The sequence below is a fragment of the Paenibacillus sp. MAH-35 genome, assembly GCF_058135425.1.
On record NZ_JBYUPU010000010.1, the window covers coordinates 106,227 to 128,847 of the forward strand.

17 protein-coding genes are annotated in these 22,621 nt (G+C 54.8%); 1 reads left to right on the forward strand and 16 read right to left on the reverse strand.

The annotated features are described in order from the left end of the window. Window positions 1–204 precede the first annotated feature (204 nt). Window positions 205–2,124, reverse strand: a complete 1,920-nt coding sequence (locus AC3Y2E_RS13270; protein WP_379210943.1) for an ABC transporter permease — start codon at window positions 2,122–2,124, stop codon at window positions 205–207. Continuing rightward, a complete protein-coding gene (locus tag AC3Y2E_RS13275) occupies window positions 2,096–2,878 on the reverse strand; it encodes an ABC transporter ATP-binding protein (RefSeq protein WP_379210945.1) in 783 nt (260 codons plus the stop codon). The genes AC3Y2E_RS13270 and AC3Y2E_RS13275 overlap by 29 nt, the downstream gene beginning before the upstream one ends. Before the next feature lie 227 nt (window positions 2,879–3,105). On the opposite strand from AC3Y2E_RS13275, the gene AC3Y2E_RS13280 reads away from it, so the two are divergent. Beyond that, window positions 3,106–3,369 (forward strand): hypothetical protein, encoded by a 264-nt coding sequence (locus AC3Y2E_RS13280; protein ID WP_190923666.1) that lies wholly within the window; start codon window positions 3,106–3,108, stop codon window positions 3,367–3,369. Window positions 3,370–3,501: 132 nt separating this feature from the next. On the opposite strand, the gene AC3Y2E_RS13285 is transcribed toward AC3Y2E_RS13280, so the two are convergent. From AC3Y2E_RS13285 to AC3Y2E_RS13350, 14 genes are all read right to left on the reverse strand, one after another. Continuing rightward, a complete protein-coding gene (locus tag AC3Y2E_RS13285) occupies window positions 3,502–3,798 on the reverse strand; it encodes a HesB/YadR/YfhF family protein (RefSeq protein WP_379210947.1) in 297 nt (98 codons plus the stop codon). 122 nt (window positions 3,799–3,920) lie between these two features. Next, a complete protein-coding gene (locus AC3Y2E_RS13290) occupies window positions 3,921–4,988 on the reverse strand; it encodes a sensor histidine kinase (protein ID WP_379210949.1) in 1,068 nt (355 codons plus the stop codon). Continuing rightward, entirely contained in the window at window positions 4,985–5,692 is a 708-nt protein-coding gene (locus tag AC3Y2E_RS13295) for a winged helix-turn-helix domain-containing protein (RefSeq protein WP_379210952.1), read from the reverse strand. Before AC3Y2E_RS13295 ends, AC3Y2E_RS13290 begins: the two co-directional genes overlap by 4 nt. 108 nt (window positions 5,693–5,800) lie before the next feature. Then, window positions 5,801–7,264 (reverse strand): ArnT family glycosyltransferase, encoded by a 1,464-nt coding sequence (locus AC3Y2E_RS13300; RefSeq protein ID WP_379210954.1) that lies wholly within the window; start codon window positions 7,262–7,264, stop codon window positions 5,801–5,803. Between the two features lie 259 nt (window positions 7,265–7,523). Continuing rightward, window positions 7,524–8,402, reverse strand: a complete 879-nt coding sequence (locus AC3Y2E_RS13305; protein ID WP_190923673.1) for a carbohydrate ABC transporter permease — start codon at window positions 8,400–8,402, stop codon at window positions 7,524–7,526. 14 nt (window positions 8,403–8,416) lie between these two features. Beyond that, window positions 8,417–9,379 carry an ABC transporter permease gene (locus AC3Y2E_RS13310; protein ID WP_190923674.1) on the reverse strand — a complete coding sequence of 321 codons (963 nt, stop codon included), beginning with the start codon at window positions 9,377–9,379 and terminating at the stop codon, window positions 8,417–8,419. 130 nt (window positions 9,380–9,509) lie between these two features. Continuing rightward, window positions 9,510–11,135 carry an extracellular solute-binding protein gene (locus AC3Y2E_RS13315; RefSeq protein ID WP_379210957.1) on the reverse strand — a complete coding sequence of 542 codons (1,626 nt, stop codon included), beginning with the start codon at window positions 11,133–11,135 and terminating at the stop codon, window positions 9,510–9,512. 138 nt (window positions 11,136–11,273) lie between these two features. Continuing rightward, window positions 11,274–13,598: a helix-turn-helix domain-containing protein gene (locus AC3Y2E_RS13320; protein WP_379210959.1), complete on the reverse strand. Its 2,325-nt coding sequence runs from the start codon at window positions 13,596–13,598 to the stop codon at window positions 11,274–11,276. 366 nt (window positions 13,599–13,964) lie between these two features. Beyond that, entirely contained in the window at window positions 13,965–15,053 is a 1,089-nt protein-coding gene (locus AC3Y2E_RS13325) for a sialidase family protein (protein WP_379210961.1), read from the reverse strand. A 12-nt stretch (window positions 15,054–15,065) separates the two neighbouring features. After that, window positions 15,066–16,214: a GNAT family N-acetyltransferase gene (locus tag AC3Y2E_RS13330; protein ID WP_379210963.1), complete on the reverse strand. Its 1,149-nt coding sequence runs from the start codon at window positions 16,212–16,214 to the stop codon at window positions 15,066–15,068. A 159-nt stretch (window positions 16,215–16,373) separates the two neighbouring features. After that, a complete protein-coding gene (locus tag AC3Y2E_RS13335; RefSeq protein WP_379210966.1) occupies window positions 16,374–17,945 on the reverse strand; it encodes an extracellular solute-binding protein in 1,572 nt (523 codons plus the stop codon). 30 nt (window positions 17,946–17,975) lie between these two features. Beyond that, the gene (locus AC3Y2E_RS13340) at window positions 17,976–18,827 is read right to left on the reverse strand and encodes a carbohydrate ABC transporter permease (protein WP_379210968.1); all 852 of its coding nucleotides are present in this window, start codon (window positions 18,825–18,827) and stop codon (window positions 17,976–17,978) included. A 47-nt stretch (window positions 18,828–18,874) separates the two neighbouring features. Continuing rightward, window positions 18,875–19,807 (reverse strand): ABC transporter permease, encoded by a 933-nt coding sequence (locus tag AC3Y2E_RS13345; protein ID WP_379210970.1) that lies wholly within the window; start codon window positions 19,805–19,807, stop codon window positions 18,875–18,877. A 256-nt stretch (window positions 19,808–20,063) separates the two neighbouring features. Beyond that, entirely contained in the window at window positions 20,064–22,292 is a 2,229-nt protein-coding gene (locus tag AC3Y2E_RS13350) for a helix-turn-helix domain-containing protein (RefSeq protein ID WP_379210972.1), read from the reverse strand. Window positions 22,293–22,621: the final 329 nt, after the last annotated feature.

Consider the following 22,621-nt stretch of genomic DNA (forward strand, 5'->3'; position numbering starts at 1 on the left):
GGGAAAAGCGAAGAACCCGCTCCCCCGTTTTCCACACTAGGCACCAAAAACCCGCACGCAATCGTTCCTATGCCTCCGTATGCTCCTCTTCACGGCTTATTTGCCGTCACAGGGATTCGCCCGTTGTCAGCTCACCCTGAGCTAAGCGCATACTGGCGCACTTGATGTAAGATTTCCCGTATCCCATGTCCCCCCGTTCGGGTATCAGCTTTGTGCCAATTGCTTCATATACGCCTTCCGGGCCAAGGCAAAGTAAAGGATCTGCATCCCGGTATACACCGCCATCACGTCGATCCCGTACTGCCACACGCTCGATCCGAGCAGATTGCCCAGCGTTTTGTAGGCGAATGCCGCGTGAACCATACCGACGACTACCGGCACGAAAAACGATATGCCGATTTGGGTCGTCGTCATTTTACGAATCTCGGCGTCCGACACCCCGATCCGGCTCAACGCCCGGAACTGCGCCTGATCCTCCTGGATTTCCGTAAACAGCTTAAAATATAGCATGCTGCCCGACGCGATGAAAAACAGAAAGCTGACGAACACGCCGATAAACAGCGCCAGCAAGTTGAACTGGTGCATGGCCGCATAATCCTCGATCCGGCATTCCAGCTGCCACGAGCGTTCCTTGGGCACCGATTCGCGAATATGCGAGGCGGCCGCCAGCGAATCCTTCCAATTGCGAACCTCAAATCCGTAATACGCATACAACTCCGGCTCCGGGACCGTCCGGCTCCATTCCTCGTATTGCCGGTCGTTCACTACGATCATATTCGCAAGCTCCAGCCTCGAATTAATGATGCCGCCGTTACTTTGACCGTCGATCTGCAGCGTCACGTCCTTGCCCCCGACAACCGTTTCCAACTGATCGCCCGGCTTGAAATATTCCACGGCCACTTGTCGGTTCGGATGAACGTAATAGGCATGACCCGGTTCTACCTTCAGCGTTTTTTTGCGCTGCAGCTTCGCGACCCGGTTGTACGACTGCTCCGGTATGACGAGCGCTTCCGTCTTGTACTTCGACTCCAGCATGACGGGCACCTGGAAGCCGGACAACTGCACTTCGTAATCCAATTCGAGACCGTGAAGCGCGAGCTGCCGCTTCAGCTCCTCCGGATGGATGACCTCATGAACGCCAAGCCCTTTCTCGATCACCCCGAACGATTGCGGAAACCGTTCCATCATCTGATTGCGCGTATCCTGAAACAAGACATAAAACGACCCGGAAGCCGTCAAGATGACCGCGCATAAGATTGAAGCGGTAAACAGAGTGCGGGCGTTATCCTTGATCTTAAATAAAAGCTGGGCGATCGTGACGATATGCGTATGCCGGTAATACAGCCCCGGCGTCCTCTGCAGCCGCCGCAAAATCGCAACACTGGCCTGCGTAAATAAAAAGTACGTGCCGACAATAACGGTGATCAGAATCGGCATCATATACGCGATAATCGTGTAGATGTGGGCCGTATACGCCATATAATAACCGCTCAGCAAACAAACGGCCGCTAAGGCGGTCAGCCATTTCGAATACAGCGGCACGCTTTTCGGCTGTTTCGACGCCTTCATCAGCTCGACGATCTGGCTTCGTCCCAGATGCCGGAGCGTATACAGCGTGATAAGCTCGAACAGCGCCAAAAACCCGAGAGCGGTGATCCAGATCGCTTTTGGCGCCAGAATAAACCGGATCGGGCTTGTTACCTGCAGCAGCTGGGCAAGCACCATGAAGAACAGCTTGGTGAACAAAGCCCCGAAGCCGATACCCGCCGCGATCGCAAGCAAAGCGATCAGCGTATTTTCGTACACCACGAGCAGGGCGATTTGGCGGTTCGTCGTGCCGAACAGACGAAGCAGGCCGAACTCCTTTTTCCGCGACCTCAGAAAGGCCGACATCGAATACAGCACGAAAAAGAAGGAAAAGATGACGATAATGTACTCGCATAAAATCATCCCTTGCCGCACCTTGCTGGCTGCGGGAATATTGCCGCTCACAACGTCCGGATGGAACAGAAACGCCGCATAGATAAAAAAGATCATGACGGAAAACGTACTGCACAGGAAAAAAGCGACATACCGGTGCCAATTGCCCCGGACGTTATTCCGGGCGAGTCGGCGAAACGTCATTGAAGTTCCCTCCCAGCACGCTAAGCGCATCCAAGATTTGCTGGAAAAAGGCCTGACGGTTCGCCCCCCGGCGAATTTCCGAGAACAGCCGGCCGTCCTTAATGAACACGATCCGCCGGCAGTAGCTGGCCGCGAACGGATCATGCGTAACCATAAGGATGGTCGTCCCCTGTTCTTCATTTAACCGCTTCAGCGCCTCCATCGCGTCCTTGGCCGCCTTCGAGTCCAGATTGCCGGTAAGCTCGTCCGCCAGCACGATCGCGGGACGGTGGATGATCGCACGGGCAATCGCCGCCCTCTGCTGCTGTCCGCCCGACACTTCATACGTGCGCTTGTCCAGGATAGCCGATATGCCTAACATTTCGGCGACTTCACGGACCCGGCGCTCGATCTCCGCGGCTTTCAAGTTGTCCAGCACCAGCGGCAGGACGATATTATCCTTCATGGACAACGTATCGAGCAGGTTGAAGTCCTGAAAAATAAACCCGAGCTGCCGGCGCCGGAAGAGGGCGAGCTCCTTATTGGACAGCTTGCTCGGGTCGGTTCCGTTCACCTCTATCCGGCCCGAGGTCGGCTGATCGATCGTAGACAGCATGTTGAGCAGCGTCGTCTTGCCGCTGCCGGAAGGCCCCATCACGCCGACAAACTCCCCTTCGGACACTTCCAGATGGATTTGGTCGAGCGCCCGGTAAGTCATTTTGCTCGATTTGGCCCCATATATTTTCGATAGCGCCTGCGCCTTTAATACCGTCATAATCAAGTTCCTCCATCATGCTAAAGCGATTGTGTACAGCTTCTATTCCCAGTGTACCCGAAGAAACCAATCCGCACGATGGGGGAAGCTTTCAAATATCGAATACGCGGCTTACAGTTTTGTCATCTAATTTTTCCGTGACATTTGAAGCGAAGATGCGGTTGCCCCCTGTCGAAATATGATATACTATGAAAAGTTCAGACTATACAAAAGTTCAGGGTGATAAAATGGCACAATTTTATGTGACGGACCTGCAGCAATCCGATACGAATGAGAAGGCTGGGCTGTACCAGTTTTTGGCCACCTTTTCCGACAAGACGAAGGCCCGGGTGTTCTACACGAAAAATCCCGACTGGAAAATTACAAGCATCACCAGACTGCTCACGGTACCTTGCCCCATCTGCCGCAAAGACTACTTCTGCAATTGCCTGGAGCGGTTCTCCGACACGATCCATAACGAGATCGTGGACAGCGGCCTGCTTCCCGAGTAAGCGTACCCGGTATCGGTTCTTCGACGCACACCCCAAAAAGTCCCTGACCGTTCTTCGATAAACGAAGAATTCAGGGACTTTTTGCATCGGACCGCCATCACAGGCGGCCAGGGCGTCACTTTGCGATCCATGTTAGCAGCCTTGCTCCAGAACCATCTCCATGTCGATTTCTCCGTTTTTGACACCGATGCGCAAATCGTAATCGCCGATAAACCAGCCGTCCTGCTCCTCCAGGAAAAAGGCGATCCCGTCCGCTTCCGCGCGAACCGCCGGCTTGACCGGAGCTTCCCGGATGATGCCGAGCGAGTAGTTGGGATGAACGGTGCTGTGGCCCGCCAGCTTGACGAACAGGCGCAGCTCGTCCCCGCCCTTGAGCCCCATTTCCTTTTTGTAATAAGCCGCGGCTTCGTTCGTGATGTGCAGTTGCATCGCAATCCCCTCCGTTGTTCGTTTCCGTTAGGATAACCGATTCTCCGGGGAGGAACAAGGATAAACGTCACATTGGGAGGCGTCGTCCCGAAGCCTACCGCCCAACGCCAGTAGCAGGAGGATTACCCGTCCAGCGTATGAATCCCGTCCGCACGGGGAATCGTCAACGTAACGACCGTCCCTTCCCCCAGCACGGAGGATACCTCCAGCCGATGTCCGAGCCGCAGGCATACCTGCTTGGCCAAATACAGGCCCATGCCGGTCGATTCGGCGACGCGCCTCCCGTTCTCGCCGGTGAAGAACGGGTCGAAGATGCGCGGCAGGTCGTGGTCCGCGATGCCGATCCCTTCGTCCCGGATCGAGATCCGGCATTCGCCCCGTTCCTCCGCAAGCGAAACCAGAAGCGTCTTCGTCCCTTCCTTCGGCTTCGAATATTTGATCGCGTTCGTCATCAATTGGTGAAGAATGAAGACAATCCATTTCTCATCGGTTTCCGACCAGATCGTCTCCGCATCGGTCTCGATTTTCGGGAACAGGCGGTACCGGATGCACGCTTTTTTATGTTCGTTAATGACCCCCCGAACAGCGTGCACCATCTCCACCCGTTTAATATGCAGATCGAACTCGAACTTCTCAAGGCGGGCCGTGTGGAGCATCATATCGAGTCCGTGCGCCAGCTTCTCGTTCTCTTCCTGAATGCTGGTCAGCAGCTCTTTGGCCTCCCCCGTACCGGTGCGCTCTCCCTGCTGAACGAGCAGATCGATAACCGATACCGGCGTCTTCATCTGATGCACCCATTGACGGACGAACGTCTGGTGAAGGTCCTGCTGCTGCTTGTACTGCTCCAGCCGCTCCATATACTTCATATAGTTATCGATGACCAGCTGCTGGGTCGCCTGTTGTTCGCGCGTCGCCGCTGCCTGAAGCATCAATACGTCGTCGATAGCAGCCTCCCCGCTCGTCAGCACATCGATCTGGCGGTGGAACGGACGGCTGCGGATATAATCTATCGTCAAATACACGCCGAGGCCGACTAGGGAGAGCACAGCGGCGTAGATGACCGTTTCGCGGCTGATGGAGACGTTCTGCCCGAGCAGGTCCAGCCACACGACGAGCAGCACCAGCAGCAGGTTCGCCATATAGAGGACGATATACCCGATCCGGTCGGCCAGGAAATGTCGAAACCTCACGTTCTCGCCCCCCATGTAACTTGCAACCGGTAACCGGTTCCCCGCACCGTGTCGATCGCCTTATCGATCCCGATCTCCTCCAGCTTCTTGCGCACCCGCGTGACGTTTACAGTCAGCGTATTATCGTCCACGAACGTCACGTCGTCCCACAGCGCTTCCAGCAGTTGTTCCCTTGTGGCGATTTGCCCGGCCCGTCTCATCAGCTCTTCGGCCAGCTTGGACTCGTTACGGCTTAGATCGGTCTTGTGCCCGTTCCATTCGAGCGTTCCCCGGCCCCGGTCCAGCACCAGTCCTTCCACATCGACGATGTCCGTATTGCCGTGCGGAGCCGACGCATATTCGCCATAGGTCCGGCGAAGCGCGCTTTTTATTTTGGCCATGACGATCTCCAGATGGAACGGCTTCGTGATATAATCGTCTCCCCCGTTCTCGATCGCCATCACTTGATCCATCTCGCCGACGCGCGCCGACAGGAACAGGATCGGCACATTCGAGACGGTGCGGATTTGCCGGCACCAGTAAAAGCCGTCGTATTGCGGGAGGTTAATATCGAGCAACACCAGATGAGGCTGCAGCCCGGCAAAAGCCTGCTTGATATTCCGGTAGTCCGTAACGCGCGTTGCCTCGTATCCGTACTTGTCCAGATACCCTCCGAGAATCGAAGCGATTTTGTCGTCATCCTCTACAATCATAATTTTGTACAAAAGGGCCGCCTCCATACGTATTCCTCTGGTTCCATTATACAAGCAAGCACCGGCAATACGAAATGAAGGATGGGATCGGTTTTATCACCAAAAAGCCCCGCCTCCCGGTCAAGACCGGACAGACGGAGCTTCGTTTGCGCCCCGCGGCCTCCGCTTGAACGTATCAAGCAGCACGGCGGCACCCAAGCTTTGCAGGATGAACACGCACGGAAAAATATCGAACCGGTATCGCGTCTGAACTTCGATGACGATATGGAGCGCCGCATAACCGAGCAGCAGCAGCACGAATATGGACGCTTCCGCGCTTGCGCCCCGGTACGCCATCACGGTCATAGCGATCAAGCCGAAAAACGCCAGCAGGACGTATTGCACCCGCTCGGTCTGAATCAGCTTTTTTTGCAAAGCCGGCCGGTTCTGTTCCGGAATGCTCCACATCGGAGCCGAATCTTCCGCCCCCCACATGGACTTCGCTTTGCTGAGAAACAGCGCCCCGACCTGCCGCTTATCGGCCAGACGCTGCTTGAGCAGCTCCAGCTCCGCGCGATTCCGTTCCTCGCCTTGCGGGAACTGCAGCACATACATCGTATCGTCGTACGACCAGCCCCCGTTCGTATCCGGATTCAGACCGATCATAAACTTCCAGTACGGCTCCTGATTCGATAACGGGTACGAAGTGACGCCAGTCTGCACGAGGGCGAAGCTCGCGGACTGCTGCACGATGAAGTAGACGGCGACCGCTCCGGCCGTCTTGATGGCCAGTGCGGCCCACTTCCTCTCGCGGAAACCCGGCAGCAGCTTAAACAGCACGATATAAGCAACCAAGCCGACTACAAAAAAACTGCCCAGCGGCCTCATCAGGTTGGCGAAACCGAAACAGAGCCCGACGGCAAGCCAGTCCGCCTTCCCGCCCAAGCCCCGGCGTATCAGCACATAAACGCCAAGGAAGAAGAAAAAGACGGAAATATGCTGGTTCGTCAGCACTGAGCACATCATAATATTCGGCACGTATACGGCGTACAGCAGCGCCGCCGCTCTCCCGCCCGTCTCCCCGAACGTACGGGCCGCCGACAAATAAACGAGGACTGCCGTTCCCGCCTGAAACAACACGTTAAACAGCTTCAGTACGATCAGTTCCGTACCGAACCCTGTAATGATCAGCGCTTCGTAAAGCGTAAATCCGATCTGGTACACCCACCGGGTGAAATAGTCATTCGTCCCGAACGAGAAATCGCCGCCAGCCGCGCTCAAAGCTCCGGAGTGCATATCGAGAAAATCCGATACCGGCTGTGTATCGACTGTAACGATCCATATAAGTCTCGCGCTGATCGCAACGGCAAGCACCGCAGCCAGAAACACTCCGCGCCCGGCATAACGCATGGCAGCCCCGAGCAGCAGCAGTACGGCTGCCGCCGAGCCTGCCGTCAGAAGCAGCACCGTGACCGGCCCCGACTCGAAATAGGAGCTTGCGCTCGCATACGAGTGCCACAGCATCCATGCAAACAAAGCGATACCACACACCGCGAGGAGCCGGGCGATCCATTTACCCGCTGAGTTTGCCTTTCCTACATCCATGAAGCTTCGTCCTTTCCTTTTCCTCTCCGATACAGGTGCCCGATTCATATCCCCCGCCCCGCTATCAAAAGCTAAGCACAGAACGTATACGACTAATATTACTCAACCGGGACTAGGAACGTAAAGGGTAACGGCAGAAAATCACTGCGGTTTAATCGGGCTGGGCAAGCCGCCTAATTCCCTAAACAACAAAAAAGCTTCGCTTTCCAGAGCTTGTTGAACTCCAGTAAGCGAAGCCTGTTCGCCGGGTGCCGGCCTCTTACCCCTTAATGGCCCCGATCATAACGCCTTTGACGAAATACTTTTGCAGGAACGGATACAGCAGCAGAATCGGCACGGTAGCGACAATGATCGTCGCGTATTTGATCGTCTCGCCGATCGGCATCTTGTCTGCCCCGCCTACTCCGGTCATCATCGAGTCGGTGCTGTTCGTAATCAGAATTTCCCGCAAGATCAGCTGCAGCGGATACAGATCCCGCGTACGCAAGTAGATCAGCGCGTTAAACCAGCCGTTCCAGTGGCTGACGCCGTAGAACAAGATCATGACCGCCACGACCGGCATGGACAGCGGCAGCACGATGCGGAACAGAACGGTGAAGTCGTTCGCGCCATCCAGCTTGGCCGACTCTTCCAGGCTGACCGGTATGCCTTGGAACGAGGTCCGCATGATGATCAGATTATAAGCGCTCATCGCGCTCGGGATAATGAGTGCCCAGCGGCTGTCGAGCATGCCAAGCTCGTTGATGAGCAGGTAGGTCGGGATCAGCCCCCCGTTAAAAAACATCGTGAAGACGATAATGAACATAAGCGGATTTTTCCACATCACCGACTGCCGCGACAGCGCATACGCCCCCAGCGAAGTCATCAGGATGTTCAACGCCGTACCGAATACGACATAGATCAGCGTGTTCACATAACCGGTCAGGATCGACGGGTTGGCGAATACGAGCTTATACGCCTCGATCGTAAATCCTTTCGGGTACCAGATCAGTCCCCGCATCTGCACGACCCAGGACGGATCGCTGAGCGATGCGAACAATACGTACAGAAACGGATACACCGTCACTGCCGATAACAAAATCATGAATGTAACGTTAGCCCCGTCAAACAGGCGTTCCCCTATACTCCGTCTAATCATGTGTCCCCGCCCCCTTACCAAAGCTTGTTGTCGCTGGTACGGCGGCTGATGGCATTGGCCAGCACGAGCAGCGTGAAGTTGATGATGGCGTTGAACAGACCGACGGCGGCACTATAGCTGAAGTCGGACTCCAGAATCCCTTTCCGGTAGACGAACGTGCCGATGACGTCGGCCGTCTCATACGTCGTGCTGTTATACAAAAGCAGAATTTTCTCGGTGCCGACCGACATGAAGCTGCCGATCTGTAGGATGAGCAGGATGACGACCGTCGGCATGATCCCCGGAAGCGTAACGTGCAGCGTCTGTTTCCACCGGCTTGCGCCGTCGACTCGGGAAGCTTCGTACAGCGAAGGATCGATACTCGACATCGCGGACAAATAAATGATCGAGCCCCAACCGATGTTCTGCCATATGTTCGAGGAGACGAAAATCGTCCGGAACCAGCTGCTTTCGCGCAGGAAGGCGATCGGCTCGAAGCCGAACCAGGCAAGCACGTTGTTGATCAGACCGTCCCGAGCCAGGAAATCGACCAGCATCCCGGAGATGACGACGATCGAGATAAAGTGCGGCATATACGTTACCGTCTGGACGACGCGTTTCAAGGCGGCGCTGCGCAATTCATTGAGCAATAAGGCCAAAATGATCGATGCCGGAAAAGCGAACAAAAGCTCGTATAAGCTAAGCAGCAGCGTGTTGCGCAGCAGCCGCCAGAAGTAGTAACTGTTGAAAAACGATTCGAAGTGCTGGAAGCCGACCCATGGACTGTCCCACATGCCAAGCCCCGGCGAGAAATCTTTGAACGCAATCTGCAGGCCGTACATCGGCACATAATAAAACACTACATAATACGTAATTACCGGTATAAGCATCAAGTACACGTACTTGTTTATTTTCAAATCGCGCAGAGAGCGGTGTTTGAAGCTGTTTTTGTCGACCGGCTTCGGGGGGCCGGACTGGGCTTTGGGCATAACGGACATAACGGGCCCTCCTGTCTAATCCTAGTATGGATGTAATCTTGCTGCACACCTGCTGCGCAGGCGGGAAGAGGCGACGTTCAAGATCGTGCCGCTCTCCCGCCTATCGCGGTAGGTTTTCCGATTGGAACGTTTACTTCCGGTTGTTGAACCGGTCGAGGGCTGCCTGCCGTGCCTTGATGGCTTCTTCAATTCCCATGCTCTTGATCGTTTGTACGAATTTATCAAAGTTTTCAATCGGCTCCGCGCCCATGATGAATTTGTTGATCATCTCGTCGCGGTACGTTTTGACGTCGTTCATAATCGAAGCGGTCTTCGAGCTTTCCTCCGCCGTCAACGTAATCGGCGGCATCTGCTTGGAATGGTCGGCCGTCATCCATGCCTTCTGGGCATCACGCTGCTCCGGCATCGTGAAATATTGCTCGATGTAGCGTTTGTCCTGAACGATCGGACCGCTCCAGCTGGCGATGAAATACTTGGCCATCGCTTGCGTGATCGGCAGCTTATCCGGGTTGTTCATGATGAGATCCGTGTACTTCGGATTGCCGTTCTCCATCTTGTAGCTTTCGCCTTCGATACCGAAGTTGAACAGCAGGTGGCCTTCCTGACCGTATTTGTAGTCCAGCCACTTGACGATCTGCTCCGGATTCGCCGCTGTTGCGGAGACCGCGGCTCCGATGCCGGAGAACGCGAACTGGTATTGGCCGAGCGGCTTGTCGCCGGCCTTCAGGCCCGGATACGGAGCGCCGACGAGAGAGAAATTCGGTGTGGTCGACTGCACGAGCGTCGTATAACGGGAGATGCCGCTTCCCGGATAAGCCGACAACGAGCCCAGCTGGTTGTTCGTCACTTTCGCATCCTTCAGCTTCGCATCCGTGGTCGCATAGTCCCGATCAATCAGCCCGGCTTTGTACCATTTGTTCATCGTAGCCAAAAATTCCTTAAACTGCGGCTCGATCGGTCCGTACTTCACTTTCCCTTTCTCGTTGTAGAAATCCATGCCGATGCCCCAAGCGCCTACGAACAAATGGTTATATTCATTGTCCGCTATCGAGAACAAGTACGGAATTTCGTCCTTTTTGCCGTTGCCGTTCGGGTCCTGATCGCGGAAAGCGGTCAGCACCGTCTCCCATTCGGAAATCGTGGTCGGCACTTTCAAATTCAATTTATCGAGCCAGTCTTTCCGAATGACCGGACCGTTAACGATCGCCAGCAATTCGTCGCCGAGCAGGAACGGCATCACGTAAATATTGCCTTCATCCGTTGTGATCAATTTGCGGAATTGCGGGTTATCCTTCAATACTTTGGACAAGTTCGGCGCATGCTTGTCGATCAGCTCGTTCAGGCGGATAATCCGCTTCTCTTTAATTAAGCTGTCCGCCCCTTTCGGTGCCGTGCCCCAAGTATATTCGATAACGTCAGGGAGCTTTCCCGAGGCGAGCATCAGGTTGAACTGGTCTTTTTCTTGTCCGACCGGAGGATGCTGGAATTCGACCTTCGTGCCCGTCTTTTTCTCCAATTCTTTATAAGCGGCGATTTCACCGAAGCTTTTCATGGTAGCACCGACATTTGAATTCAGGGACACCCAGTAGCTGACCGATTTCGGATAAGAAACATCTTTAGGCGCTTCCCCTCCGGCAGCGGGTGCCGGATTCGCCGTTCCCGGCTTTTCTTCCTTACCTCCGCAAGCTGCAAGTACGGTTGCCATGAGCGAAACTGCTACGAGACTCGTTGTAAGCACTTTCATTTTTCTAACCATATCTTGGTGACCCTCCTATACATTTGTTTTGCGTCAGCGTTTCCGCTTGCAATTTCACTATAGAGGAGCCTGCTCTTACTGCCTACAATCCGTTGCTCAGGACGTAAACCGCCCTTCATATCGGGCATAAACCGATTTTCATCCGGACCAACCATCCTTCACATCGCCTTGCTGGGCAAGCATTTCCCGGTATTTGCCGGGGGTGATGCCCTCCAGTTTTTTGAACACCCGGATGAAACCGATGTCGGTGGCGTAGCCGACTTTTTGCGCGATTTGCAGAACGGTCAGCCCGCTTTCGGCGAGCAGACGCTTCGCTTCCCTCACTCGAACCTCGACCATATAATCGGTCAGATTGATTCCGTTTTGTTTTTTGAAAAAACCGGACACATACTGCGGCGTCATCCCGAAATGGTCTGCGATCGAAGTCAGGCTGAGACCGTTGTCCGCGCTGTTCTCCTCGATATATTGCTTCAGCCGCTCGTTCAGCCGCCCGCTCTGATCGGTCCGGGCTTCCCGGACGCTGTCGCAGATCGCCAGGCTCAGCTCCTTGATCCGGCCCAGCATCTTCTCGGCCGAGGAGCTACTCATAATATGCTTCACCGGATCGGAATCGATGCCCGGCAATTGCCTGGCGTCGATTTTCAACGCGTTCATCACCTTCAGAACGGTGCTGAGCAGATTAAACAGCAGCGTCTTGCCCAGCTCCGGCGTAATGCTGCGGGCCGCCACATTGTGCTCATATAATCCGTCCAGCAGCCGGACGACTTCCTCGTAATCGCCGCTTTTCATATAATTCATCAGCTGTGCTTCCGTCTCGATCGGATAATGATAGTACCCGCGCTCGATTTCGCGAATCTGGTCAAATAAAATAACGGTTCCCGATCCGTGGATAATCCGGTAGTCCAGTGCGGACAACGCTTCCCCGTAGCACCGGCCGATTTCCGTCAAGCCGGAACGGACCGAGCTGACGCCGATGGCCGTTCGCATCCGGAACCGCTCCTCGGTTACCCGCTTCAGTTCCCGGATGATCCGGTCGCGCTCGCTCCGGGTTTCTTCTCCGTCATCCGGCACATTCATCAGCAGCGCCAGCCGGTTGCGGTCCGTCTCCGTCACGTAGCCCAGGTCACCTAGCAGCTCGCTGCTCAGGTTGAACAAAATAAACCGGATAAGCGCCCATTCCCGTTCGCTTCCATCCGCTATAAACTCGCTGCTCTCATCCACCTCGACCAAAATGACGCATACGTCCGTATAAGGAAACCGGACGCCCATAAACTGAAGCGACTCCTCCTCCATCGCCTCCGGTTCGGCTTGTCCCTTCAAAAGTCTGGACAGAAAATACGCCCTCACGACCGGGATATGCCCCTCCAGCTTATCCTTGAGCTCCTTGCCTTCGGCCATCGTCTCGGCGATCGACGTCTTGATGAACTCATACTCATTCCCCAGAACAGGAGCTTTGTCCGCCGGATTTCCGTTCATCAGGGCGAATACCATATCGCGGATCGGACTATAGCTGCGGTAGGCCATCCAATACGCCGCCACCGTTCCGGCAATGACGACAAAAGCAAGCAGCGAAATCGCCCATACCTCGATTTCATTCACGCGCTGCAGGACGACCGCTTCGGGGACAAGCGATACGTACTTCCACCCGCTCTGTCCGGTCGTATACGAGAGCATGCTGTCTTTGCCGCCGTCGGAATAAGACTGGTAGCCGCTCCCTCCGGCAATTTCTTGGCGCAGCCGCTCCGAGAACTCATAGTTCCCTGAAGTCGACAAAATCACCTGACCCGTATCGTCCAAAATATAGATCGAGCCGCTGTTCACCCACTCGATTTTCTTCAGCAAGTTGTAAATCTGCTCCTCGCCGATCGTCATGATGAGCGTTCCCCATACATTTTCCGCTTCTCCAAGCGGTAACGATACGGCGCTCTGAATCACGTTCCTCCGGGTAGCGCCGTCCAGCATGGCGGTTACCGGCCAATACGTCTTGAAATGATAGCCGGACAGCAGATCGGAGCGCACCTGCTCCAGCGTCTTGTCGGCATACGGGTACAGCTTCGTAAAATACGTTTCCGCATCCGTCTTTACACGCGAAGTGAGTATAATATCCTCGTCCCTCATATGAATAAAAAAGCTGTCGACGAAGCCGGAGCCTTTGCCGATATTCATCAGCGCCCTGACCGCTTCCTCGTACTGGATATATTTTTCGCTGTCCCGGATCGTCCACAACGTTTGAAGCTTCGGATGCGTGGCGATCTGAACGGCGATTTGCTCGATTTCCTGCAGATGGTTATCGACGATCTGACGAACCTGCTCCAGCATAGCCAGGTTCGAACGGCTCGCATTCTCAACCATCGTCTTCTCCATACTCGTGTAAAGTGCAAAGGATACGGACACGGGTATGATCAGGATGGCGATGTAGGACAACCATAACGTCAAAAAGACACTTTTGCGGCGACGAATCATGCAAGGCCCTCCTCGTCTAGAAATGTAAGGAATTTCTTCATCTTCAATTGAAACCGCTTTCCCGAACGAATCGGGCTTTGTAATGGGTGAAGTTTATCATATTTGCATGATGCCATCAAATTAAATATCGATTTACAAAACCGAAGCCACACCTTTGTGTAAGGTCGGAGACGAGAAAACGCCCGTTATCGCCGGATTTTTGAATCGGCGTTCCCGTCAACTGTAAATAGATTACTAAATCATAGGATGAGGTGAACCGGAATGCCGGCGGTAAAAAACAAAAAAGCAAAAAACCTTACAGAACCATTTCTGTAAGGTTTCTTGCCTTCGGATCGCACGCCAATATCGTATTGCAGACCATCAAGGTCAGGGCTTCCACAACGTCGCCGCAATATAGCAGGCTCCGCCGAGCTCGTCATTGTAGTAATAGATGATGACGAGCGTCCCGTCCTCGTGCAGCACCGTACGGGGATAACCGATATCGTGGCTTCCCGCCGTGGCGTTCAGGACGATATCCTCGCCCCAGGTTTGCCCTTCATCCGCGCTTAGCTTGGCTCTCATGCCATACGGCGCGTTCCGGTATGCATACGTCATGCACAGCCGTCCGTCGTGCAGCCGGGTCAACGTCGGCGGATTGCCACCGTGTCCCGTATCGGCTACCGGGCGGCACACATACGTCCACGTCGCCCCGTTATCGGATGAGCGGTACAGATCGATCCAGTTGGCCGACACGTTGTCTTCGCCCGTTCTGCGCTCGCGCGTGGCGACCAGGATGTCGGTATCCGATAACCGGACACTGGCCGGCATGATCGAGAAGCCGTTGCCCGATTCGGGGCCGATCCAGGAGACGAACTCGAACGTCCTGCCGCCGTCCGACGCGCGGGCGCACAATACCCGACTGCCGGTCTCCGTTCCTTCCGCCGTCGGCGCCGTAAGGAAAAACAGACATTCGTCCTGACCGGACACCAGATAGTCGGTGCGCGCGGCCAGACCGATCTGCCCCATCATCGGGATCGCAAACGGTCCATCCCACGAGTGGCAGCGATCGGCCGACGTGTAAAACCACGATCTCGAGCCGCCCGTCAAATCCTGTCTCGCACACATCAAGGCAAAATCCGGATGGGTGAAGTCGATCGCCTGCTCCACGGGAACGGGTTCGTTCCCCCCTCCGTTCTCTCCGGCCTGCGAATCGGAGTGTTCCCCCGCCGACAATCCTTTGTTGCCCGGGGTGCGAACCGGCATTTCGACCGATTGCCAGCTCTCCCCTCCGTCCAGGCTGCGCGCCTGCATGGCGACGAACGGCCTCGTTTTGTCGCGGGCGTGAAACCCGCCCTCCGTGCTATGATAGCCTAGCGTATAACCGACGACGATCTCGTCGCCCCACGACCAGATGCCGTAGTTGGCCGGCCAGCCGGCGTATCTTCCCGCTTCTTTATAGACGATGACTGTTTTCATGAATGTCCTCCATCACACGTAATTCAATCCTTTCGTATAGGGAAACGGAATCGGCAGGAAGTCGGAGGCCGCCTCTAGCCATTCCCGGTCCGGCGCAAGCTCCTCCGGCTGCTTGTCGAACAGGAGCGCGGTCAGTTGAGCCGAATTCAGCGCAACTTTTTTACAACTGCCGATCGCGATGATGTATGTGCCGTCTTCGCCGACGCACACCTGCGGCACGTCTCCTTCATTGTCGGCTGCCCGGCCCCAATGCGGGCGAAGCTGTTCGAGCAGTGCGGCCGGATTCACGATGTGAACGGTGCCCGAATTGCACTCATCCGCAGACGTGCCGGCTCCGGCCAGCAGCCGCTCCATCTCTTCCTCCTGCCAGCCGACTGTAATGTCGAGTTTGTCCGCCAGCCCGTTCGCGAGGGCGTGCAGCACAATCGAACAAACGTCCTCCGCCCGGCCTGCCCATTCGAGCACATAGCTGTTGCGGGCTCCGTAATCGACTCCGTCCCGCAAAAGCGCCAGCACACAGAAGGCGACGGCCTTGCCGTCCCGTTCGGCGATCAGCGTCGTCTGCTTCATCCGCTGCATCGACGTTACCGCAGCCGCGGCATGCAGGTCCGCCAAGTCCCATACGCTCTGCTCGTAATGGACAGACCTCGAAGCGGACAGTTCCTGCAGCCGGAACCAGTCCGCTGCATCCGCCACCCTGCACTGTACTCCCGGAGACAAGCGGGGAGCGAGCGCTTCCGTCCGATCGGCAGACACCGTGTGCCTGCGAAACTCGCCGAACGGATGACAGCCCGCATCCGTGTACAAGGAACGGGTGCCCGAGACGAGCAGCAGGGAGGCCCCGGCTTTAGCGATATGCCGTTTGGCATAGTCCAGAATGAGACTGGCGCAGCCTCTTCCCCTGAAGTCGGGATGCGTGCATACCGCACCGTACGAATACACCTGCAGACGCGCATCCCCAATCCGGATCAACGACGGTACCAGCCCGGCGAACGAGACGAGCCTCCCCTCGTCATAACCGCCGACCGCCTGACCCAGGCTGCCGGAAAACAACTTCGGCGACGAAACCGCAAGCGAAGGGCGGTCGTCATTGCGAAACGTCTGGTCGACAAGCAGAATCGCTTCCTTCATATCGCCGCCGTTCAACAGACGGATATCCATATCCTTATCGAAACCTCCATAAACCGCCGTTTGGCAAGTTCTCTCCCGTACAACGGACTGCTGACAGCCCGGACTTCCTTTATCGGAACCCGATCGGACGGCAGTCCGTTATGTCCGGAAGCTTACCTGCTATACACTATGTGCTTGCTCTGCCGTTTTTTATTTCATCCGTTTCCATGCGGCATTGTAAATGTCCTCGATCTCGCTTGCCCCGCCTGCCGCGACTTCCTTCGCGAACGCGTCAAGCTCGCTGAGCGGACGGCTGCCGAGGATGAACTTATCGACGTTCTGCGTGACGATCGTGTCCACCTTCGTCGTAAGCTGCTTCAGCTTCTCCCGTTCTTCCTCGGTGAACGGCGGATCCAGCGGCTTCTCGATAACTTCCTTGCGATCCTTCTGCTGCTTGACGCTGTCGGACCATAACTTCAGCTCCGGCGGAGAGATCGTCAGCATCGGCGTATCGTCGGTGAACGTGCTGAATGCCAGCAGTCCCGTTCCCAAGAAGGATTGCATCGCCCGATAAGGATCCTGCTTATCCTTGAACTGGTCGATCAGGCTAGGAGTAATCGTCACCTTGTCGCCCGACCTCGTGAAATGTTCGGCCGGTGTACCGAAATTGGTAATATCCGCGCCTTCGTCCGAATACATCCAGTCGAACAGCTTGACGATTTCCTCCGGATTTTTCACTTTGCTGCTGATCGCATAGGAATTGAAGCTGGACGGATTGTCCATATAATTCCGCTTATTGCCGGATGCATCCTTGAAGATCGGCAGCATGTCGAACTTCGCCTTCGGATTGACCTGCTGCAGCGCGGCATTGAAATTAACCGCAAACGTGTAGTTGTCGTAGAAAAACAGCGACTTGCCGGAGCTGAGGTTCTGCTGCCACTGCTGAGCCGTCAAGTTCGTAAAGTTCGGATCGAGCAGCTTCTCCTTGTACAGCTTGGTCAAATACGTCATCACTTCTTTGAATTCCGGATGCGCCGGACCGTACAGGTACTTATCCGACTTCGGCTCGTAATAGATGGAGAAGCCGCTGCCGAACGCGTACGCCAGGAACCGCAAATTGTATTGCGAGCCGCTTCGCATCGTCCACGGATACGAGTCCGGATACTTCGCCTTGAACGCCTTCAGCACCTCGTACAGCTCTTCGAACGTCGTCGGCGCCTTTAAGCCCAGCTCCTGCAAAATATCGGTACGGATCATCGGGAAGTTGCCCACATTCGCCGCCACCGACTTGCGTGCCATGATCGGAAAGCCGTAGAAGTTGCCGTCGATTTTCAGCTTGCTCGCCTCCGGCTCGCTCTCCAGCCGTTTCTTTAAATTCGGCGCGTGCTTGTCGATAAGCGGAGACAGATTCAGGAAGATGCCTGTGCTCGCGTAGTTCGTAATATCGGTCCGCGATACGTGCAGCACGTCCGGAATATTGTTGGTGGCGATCAGCGTCTTCTTTTTCGCCTCGTAATCGCTGCTCGGCACGCCTTCCATATTGACCTTCACGTTCGTCTTCGCCAATATCTGCTTCAGCGCGGGAGAGTCTTTCAGCACCGGCTGAATCGAGCTGTCGCTTCTCATCACCGTAATCGTTCTCGCTTCCGGCGTCTTGGCGGCCGAACCGTCCGCTTCGCCGGCTTTCCCGTTCCCGGTGGAGGAGGAGCAAGCCGACAGCATCGCTACCGCAGGCAGCAATACGCTCAGTGTCGCGGGAAGTACCCGTTTCTTCGATCTCATCTCGAAAACACCCCTTCTGATTTCGTTCAATCAGCCTTTCAACGAGCCCACCATGGAGCCTTTGACAAAATATTTCTGGAGGAACGGATACAGCGCAAGTATCGGCAGGATTGCAACCATCACGACTGCATATTTAATATTTTGGTCGACGACGAGCGTACCTACCACGCCGCTCATCTCCGTCGATTGGGCCGACATGTCGCCCTGGATGACAATATTGCGCAATATCATCTGAATCGGATATTTGCTGCTTTCGTTCAAATAGATCAATGCCGAGAAAAAGCTGTTCCAGTGTCCTACGGCGTAAAACAACGTCATCGTCGCAAAGAGCGGCGCCGACAGCGGAAGCACGATTCTCAGGAACACTTTCCAATCGTTAGCCCCGTCGATATGGGCCGATTCGATCAGCGCATCGGGAACCGCCTGGAAGAAGGTGCGCATCATGACCATATAGAAGACGTTGATGGCCGGCGGCAGCACAATCGCCCACAGCGAGTTGAGCAAGCCGAGACTGTCGACCACCAAATAGCGGGGAATCATGCCCCCGTCGAAAAACATTGTAAACACGATCATCATCGCGAATATGTTTTTGCCGTAAAAATGACTGCGCGAAAGCGGATAGGCGCATAGCGCGGTCATCGCCAGATTGATCGCTACGCCGACGGACGTATACAACAGCGTATTTTTGTACGCCTGCACGATCGGAGCGCTGGAGAAAATGATCTCGTACGCTTTCAAAGTCACATCGACCGGATAAAATCCGACCTCTCCCCGGCTGACCGGCCCTCCCGAGCTGATCGAGATAATCGCCATATAGTACAGCGGATACAGCATCAGGAACACGACGCCGATCATCAGAAGGGCGTTGACGATATCGAACACCGAAATACGCCTTTTGTGGAAACGGGACCTAACTGCACCACCGCTTTTTACCATAGACTGGTCCCCCCCAGCCATCTCGTGAACCGGTTCGCTCCCACGACCAATATATAGGCAACGACCGATTGGAACAGGCCTACGGCGGAGGCGAAGCTGAGATCGCTTCCGAGCAGCCCTCTCCGGTACACATACGTCTGGATGACGTCAGCCGTCTCATACGTCGCTCCATTGTAGAGCAGCAATATTTTCTCGTAGCCGACGGACAGCGAATTGCCAATCGCAAGCAGGAACAAGATCGTAATAACCGGAACGAGGCTCGGCAGCGTCACATGCAGCGTCTGCTTCCACCGGTTCGCTCCGTCCATCCGGGCCGCTTCGTACAGCTGCGGGTCGATGCCCGTAAGCGCGGCCAAGTAAATGATCGTCCCCCAGCCTACCTGCTGCCAAATATCCGAGGCGGTATAAATCGTCCTGAACCAGGAAGGCTCGATCAGAAATTGAATCTGATCCCCTCCGAACCATTCGATCAGCCGGTTAAGCATCCCGTCCAGCGCCAAAAAGTTGACGAGCATCCCGGAGATGACGACCGTGGACAGGAAATGGGGCAAATACGCCACCGACTGCACGAATCTTTTGAAAAACTTCGCCCGCAGCTCGTTCAGCAGCAGCGCAAGTATGATCGGCGCCGGAAAATTAAACAGCAGACCGTACAGGTTGAGCATAAGCGTGTTGCGTACCAGCTTCCAAAAATAAGGGTCGTACAAAAACACTTTAAAATGCTCGAAGCCTACCCACGGACTCTTAATAAACCCGCTGAACACGTTGTAGTTCTGAAATGCGATAACGTTGCCGAAAATCGGAATGAAATGAAACAACACGAAATAAATCGCGGGCAAAGCAAACATCGCATACAAGTATTTGCTTTTCCTAATCTTTTTCTTCCAATGCGGGGTCCGTACTCCGGCCATCTGTGTGCCGTTCACCTGGCAAGCCTCCAATCTCTTACTCACACACAAGAGATAGTTGGTTCTTTATGGAAGAACCCTATTCTCCATAATATCCGGCCCAATGCCCTTCGCCTTCCTCGTCTCTCCTTTCCGTACCGGCGGTACCGTTATGTCGTTGCTTCTTTAGCATAGCCGGCCGGTGAAGCGCTTTCTATTGTCAGTACGGCGAAAACCGTCCCAATTTCCCGCCAATCGGAACAGTCTCAGATTTCCTTGCGAGTCTCAAAATCCGCTATTCGGGCGAAACTTCGCCTTCCTGCAGCATTTTCCGGTAGTCCTGAGGCGTAATCCCCTCGTATTTTTTGAATAAGCGGAAAAAGGTGGAGCGGCTGACAATGCCTACTTGTTCCGCGATCTCGTCATTTTTGAGCGCCGTCGTGGCAAGCAGCTTCTTCGCTTCCGCGATCCGTTTGATTTGGATATACTCCGTCAAATTCGTTCCGGTCGATTCCTTGAACAGCTTGGAAATATATTTGGCCGATAAATTCATTTCCCCCGCCACTTGTTCCAAATACAGATCGTTCCTGTAATTGTCGTCGATATATTGAATCATCTTCATGACGATTTTCGCCGCTTTATTGTCCTCCTGGGACGTTGCAGTGTCTATGATTCCCCGGCAAAAGCGCAGCAGCAGCGACAAATGCTCCTGCAGATCGAGAAGCTGGGAGGCCCGTCCGACCAGGATGAGATGGTCGTTCTCGGTCAGCAGGCGCTGCGGAGGGATGCCTTTCTCCATCAGAAATTTGACGCCGATATTGTACAGCTCGACGAACAGCAGATTCATGTACCAGTTCGACGTTCCCTTCTCCAGGTTCAAATCGACGATTGCGCGGATCTCCTCTTCCAGTACCGGCATCTCCCCGCTCCGCAGCGCATTGATGATCTTGCGCTCCTCAACGAAGCCGAAATGGTAGTACTGCTCCAGAGGAAAAAAGGAGGCGTCGATAATCTGGGTATCGCTGTTCTCGTCCGCCTTGGCGAGCGCCAGCCGGCCGTCGCCGTACGACTTGGCCAAATCGCCGATCTGCTCGTAGATCCGGCCGACCCCGACGGCCAGCCGGCAATACCGGGTATCGTAATCGAACGTCTCGATCAGCGCCGAGAGGGCTTGGTCGAGCGCGGTGCGGTCCTGCCCTTCCTTCAGATTAACCATCGCCGCGTACATCTGCTTCTGGGCGTCGATAACGTAGGCCGACACGTGCCTTTGCAAAATGCCTTGAATGATCTTTTTCATATTTTCCTGCACGATCAGCCGATCCGTATCCTGGATCTCCTCATAAAACGGCTGCTTGAAATGAAATTTGACGCAGACGCATACATACTGGCCGTTCTCAAAGCCGATTTCCTGCATCAGCGCCTCATGCTTGCCGAGCCGGTTGCCGCTTAACACATAAGTAAACGCGTTCTCCAGAAACTCGCCGGAAAATTTCTCCCGCCGATGCTGGGCGTCGAGCAAGTTGCGGATCGGGTTGTACAGCTTGTTGCTGAATATAAAAGAAAACAACACGCCGAGCACGATCAAAATCGCCGACATCCATTTGATTAGGGACAGGATGCCGCTGGCCAAGCCGGTATACTCCTCGGCCGGTGTTACCGAGTAATAGTTCCAGCCGTATTCCGAGCGGTATACGTTCACGATGAAGCGGTTCTTATCCAGCTTCAACTCGGTGTAGCCGTCGTCCATCCCCCCTACGGATTCCGTAATCCGCTGAAAGACGGAAGGATGCAGCATGTCCGGTGAGCCGGTAACGATCCGCTGATTCTGATCCGTTACGAGAAACGCGCTCGAATCGGCCACCCGGTTCTGCTGCAGAAACCGGTTGATCTGCGTAGCGGATATGGTGGCGACGAGTACGACCCGGTTGCCGGCAATATATTGGGACAGGACGAAAGGGATCACCGTTTCGCCGCCTTCTTTGTACGATTTGCGCACCTCGGTCGGCTCCAGCACGCGTAGTGAGAAGTCGCCGCGCAGCAGGTCGGACCAATAGCTTTCTTCATAGTCGGCAAACCGGCTGAATTGGGTGAAAAACGAATGAAAACTTTCCATTCCGTCGCTTTTGTACACCCACTCGCTGTCGGTATATACGAACATATCGTCTACGTAAGGACTGACAATGTTGCGATTGGACGCCAGCCATTTGACGATGCTGGTTATTTTTTCTTTCTCGTCGACGCTTTGCTGCTGATAAGGAACCAGATAGCGCTGTACCGTGTCGTTCATCAGGAAGTTCATCCCGGTCTGCTCGGTGGTGCGCAGCACGTTGTCGATCGCCTTGGAAGAAGAGATCAGATTCGAGCCAATTTTGTCGACGGTCTGCTGCTTGAACAGCGCCACGTTGGCCATATAAATCCCCGAGCCGATGATCAGGATCGGGACCAGCAGAAATAAAAAGTAGGAGAGGATGCGAAAGTACAGCTTGTTGGTTCTTGCCGGCAATCTCCATTTCCCGAATGTCATCTTGTTCGAACCACCCTTTTCTCTCGTTGAACCTATTGTATCAGCAAGGCCGGAGCAAGCATAGACGGGGAATCGCGGCAAGTCCGGCGCGCCTGCGTTGCAGATGCTGGGCAGCAGCAGCTCCTGCCGACAGCCTCCCTTCGTAGGTGCTGTACGAGTAGGCTTTTGGCTGAATCGCTCGAGACCAACGGCGAACTTGCCGCGTAACGGACACCAGCGCATCTTAGACAGTCTAAATTGAAAAATTCCAAAGCTAACGGACAAAAACGACGCTTACAATGCCAAAGGCGCTGTAAATATGGAGTTATCGGCTGCTTAAAGACTCATAT

Bases quoted from the DNA above. Each gene is read 5' to 3' on its own strand.
- AC3Y2E_RS13320 (WP_379210959.1), bottom strand. From the start codon at position 13,598: ATGATTCGTCGCCGCAAAAGTGTCTTTTTGACGTTATGGTTGTCCTAC.
- AC3Y2E_RS13335 (WP_379210966.1), bottom strand. From the start codon at position 17,945: ATGAGATCGAAGAAACGGGTACTTCCCGCGACACTGAGCGTATTGCTG.
- AC3Y2E_RS13330 (WP_379210963.1), bottom strand. From the start codon at position 16,214: ATGGATATCCGTCTGTTGAACGGCGGCGATATGAAGGAAGCGATTCTG.
- AC3Y2E_RS13300 (WP_379210954.1), bottom strand. From the start codon at position 7,264: ATGGATGTAGGAAAGGCAAACTCAGCGGGTAAATGGATCGCCCGGCTC.
- AC3Y2E_RS13270 (WP_379210943.1), bottom strand. From the start codon at position 2,124: ATGACGTTTCGCCGACTCGCCCGGAATAACGTCCGGGGCAATTGGCAC.
- AC3Y2E_RS13350 (WP_379210972.1), bottom strand. From the start codon at position 22,292: ATGACATTCGGGAAATGGAGATTGCCGGCAAGAACCAACAAGCTGTAC.
- AC3Y2E_RS13315 (WP_379210957.1), bottom strand. From the start codon at position 11,135: ATGGTTAGAAAAATGAAAGTGCTTACAACGAGTCTCGTAGCAGTTTCG.
- AC3Y2E_RS13310 (WP_190923674.1), bottom strand. From the start codon at position 9,379: ATGTCCGTTATGCCCAAAGCCCAGTCCGGCCCCCCGAAGCCGGTCGAC.
- AC3Y2E_RS13285 (WP_379210947.1), bottom strand. From the start codon at position 3,798: ATGCAACTGCACATCACGAACGAAGCCGCGGCTTATTACAAAAAGGAA.
- AC3Y2E_RS13280 (WP_190923666.1), top strand. From the start codon at position 3,106: ATGGCACAATTTTATGTGACGGACCTGCAGCAATCCGATACGAATGAG.
- AC3Y2E_RS13325 (WP_379210961.1), bottom strand. From the start codon at position 15,053: ATGAAAACAGTCATCGTCTATAAAGAAGCGGGAAGATACGCCGGCTGG.
- AC3Y2E_RS13275 (WP_379210945.1), bottom strand. From the start codon at position 2,878: ATGACGGTATTAAAGGCGCAGGCGCTATCGAAAATATATGGGGCCAAA.
- AC3Y2E_RS13305 (WP_190923673.1), bottom strand. From the start codon at position 8,402: ATGATTAGACGGAGTATAGGGGAACGCCTGTTTGACGGGGCTAACGTT.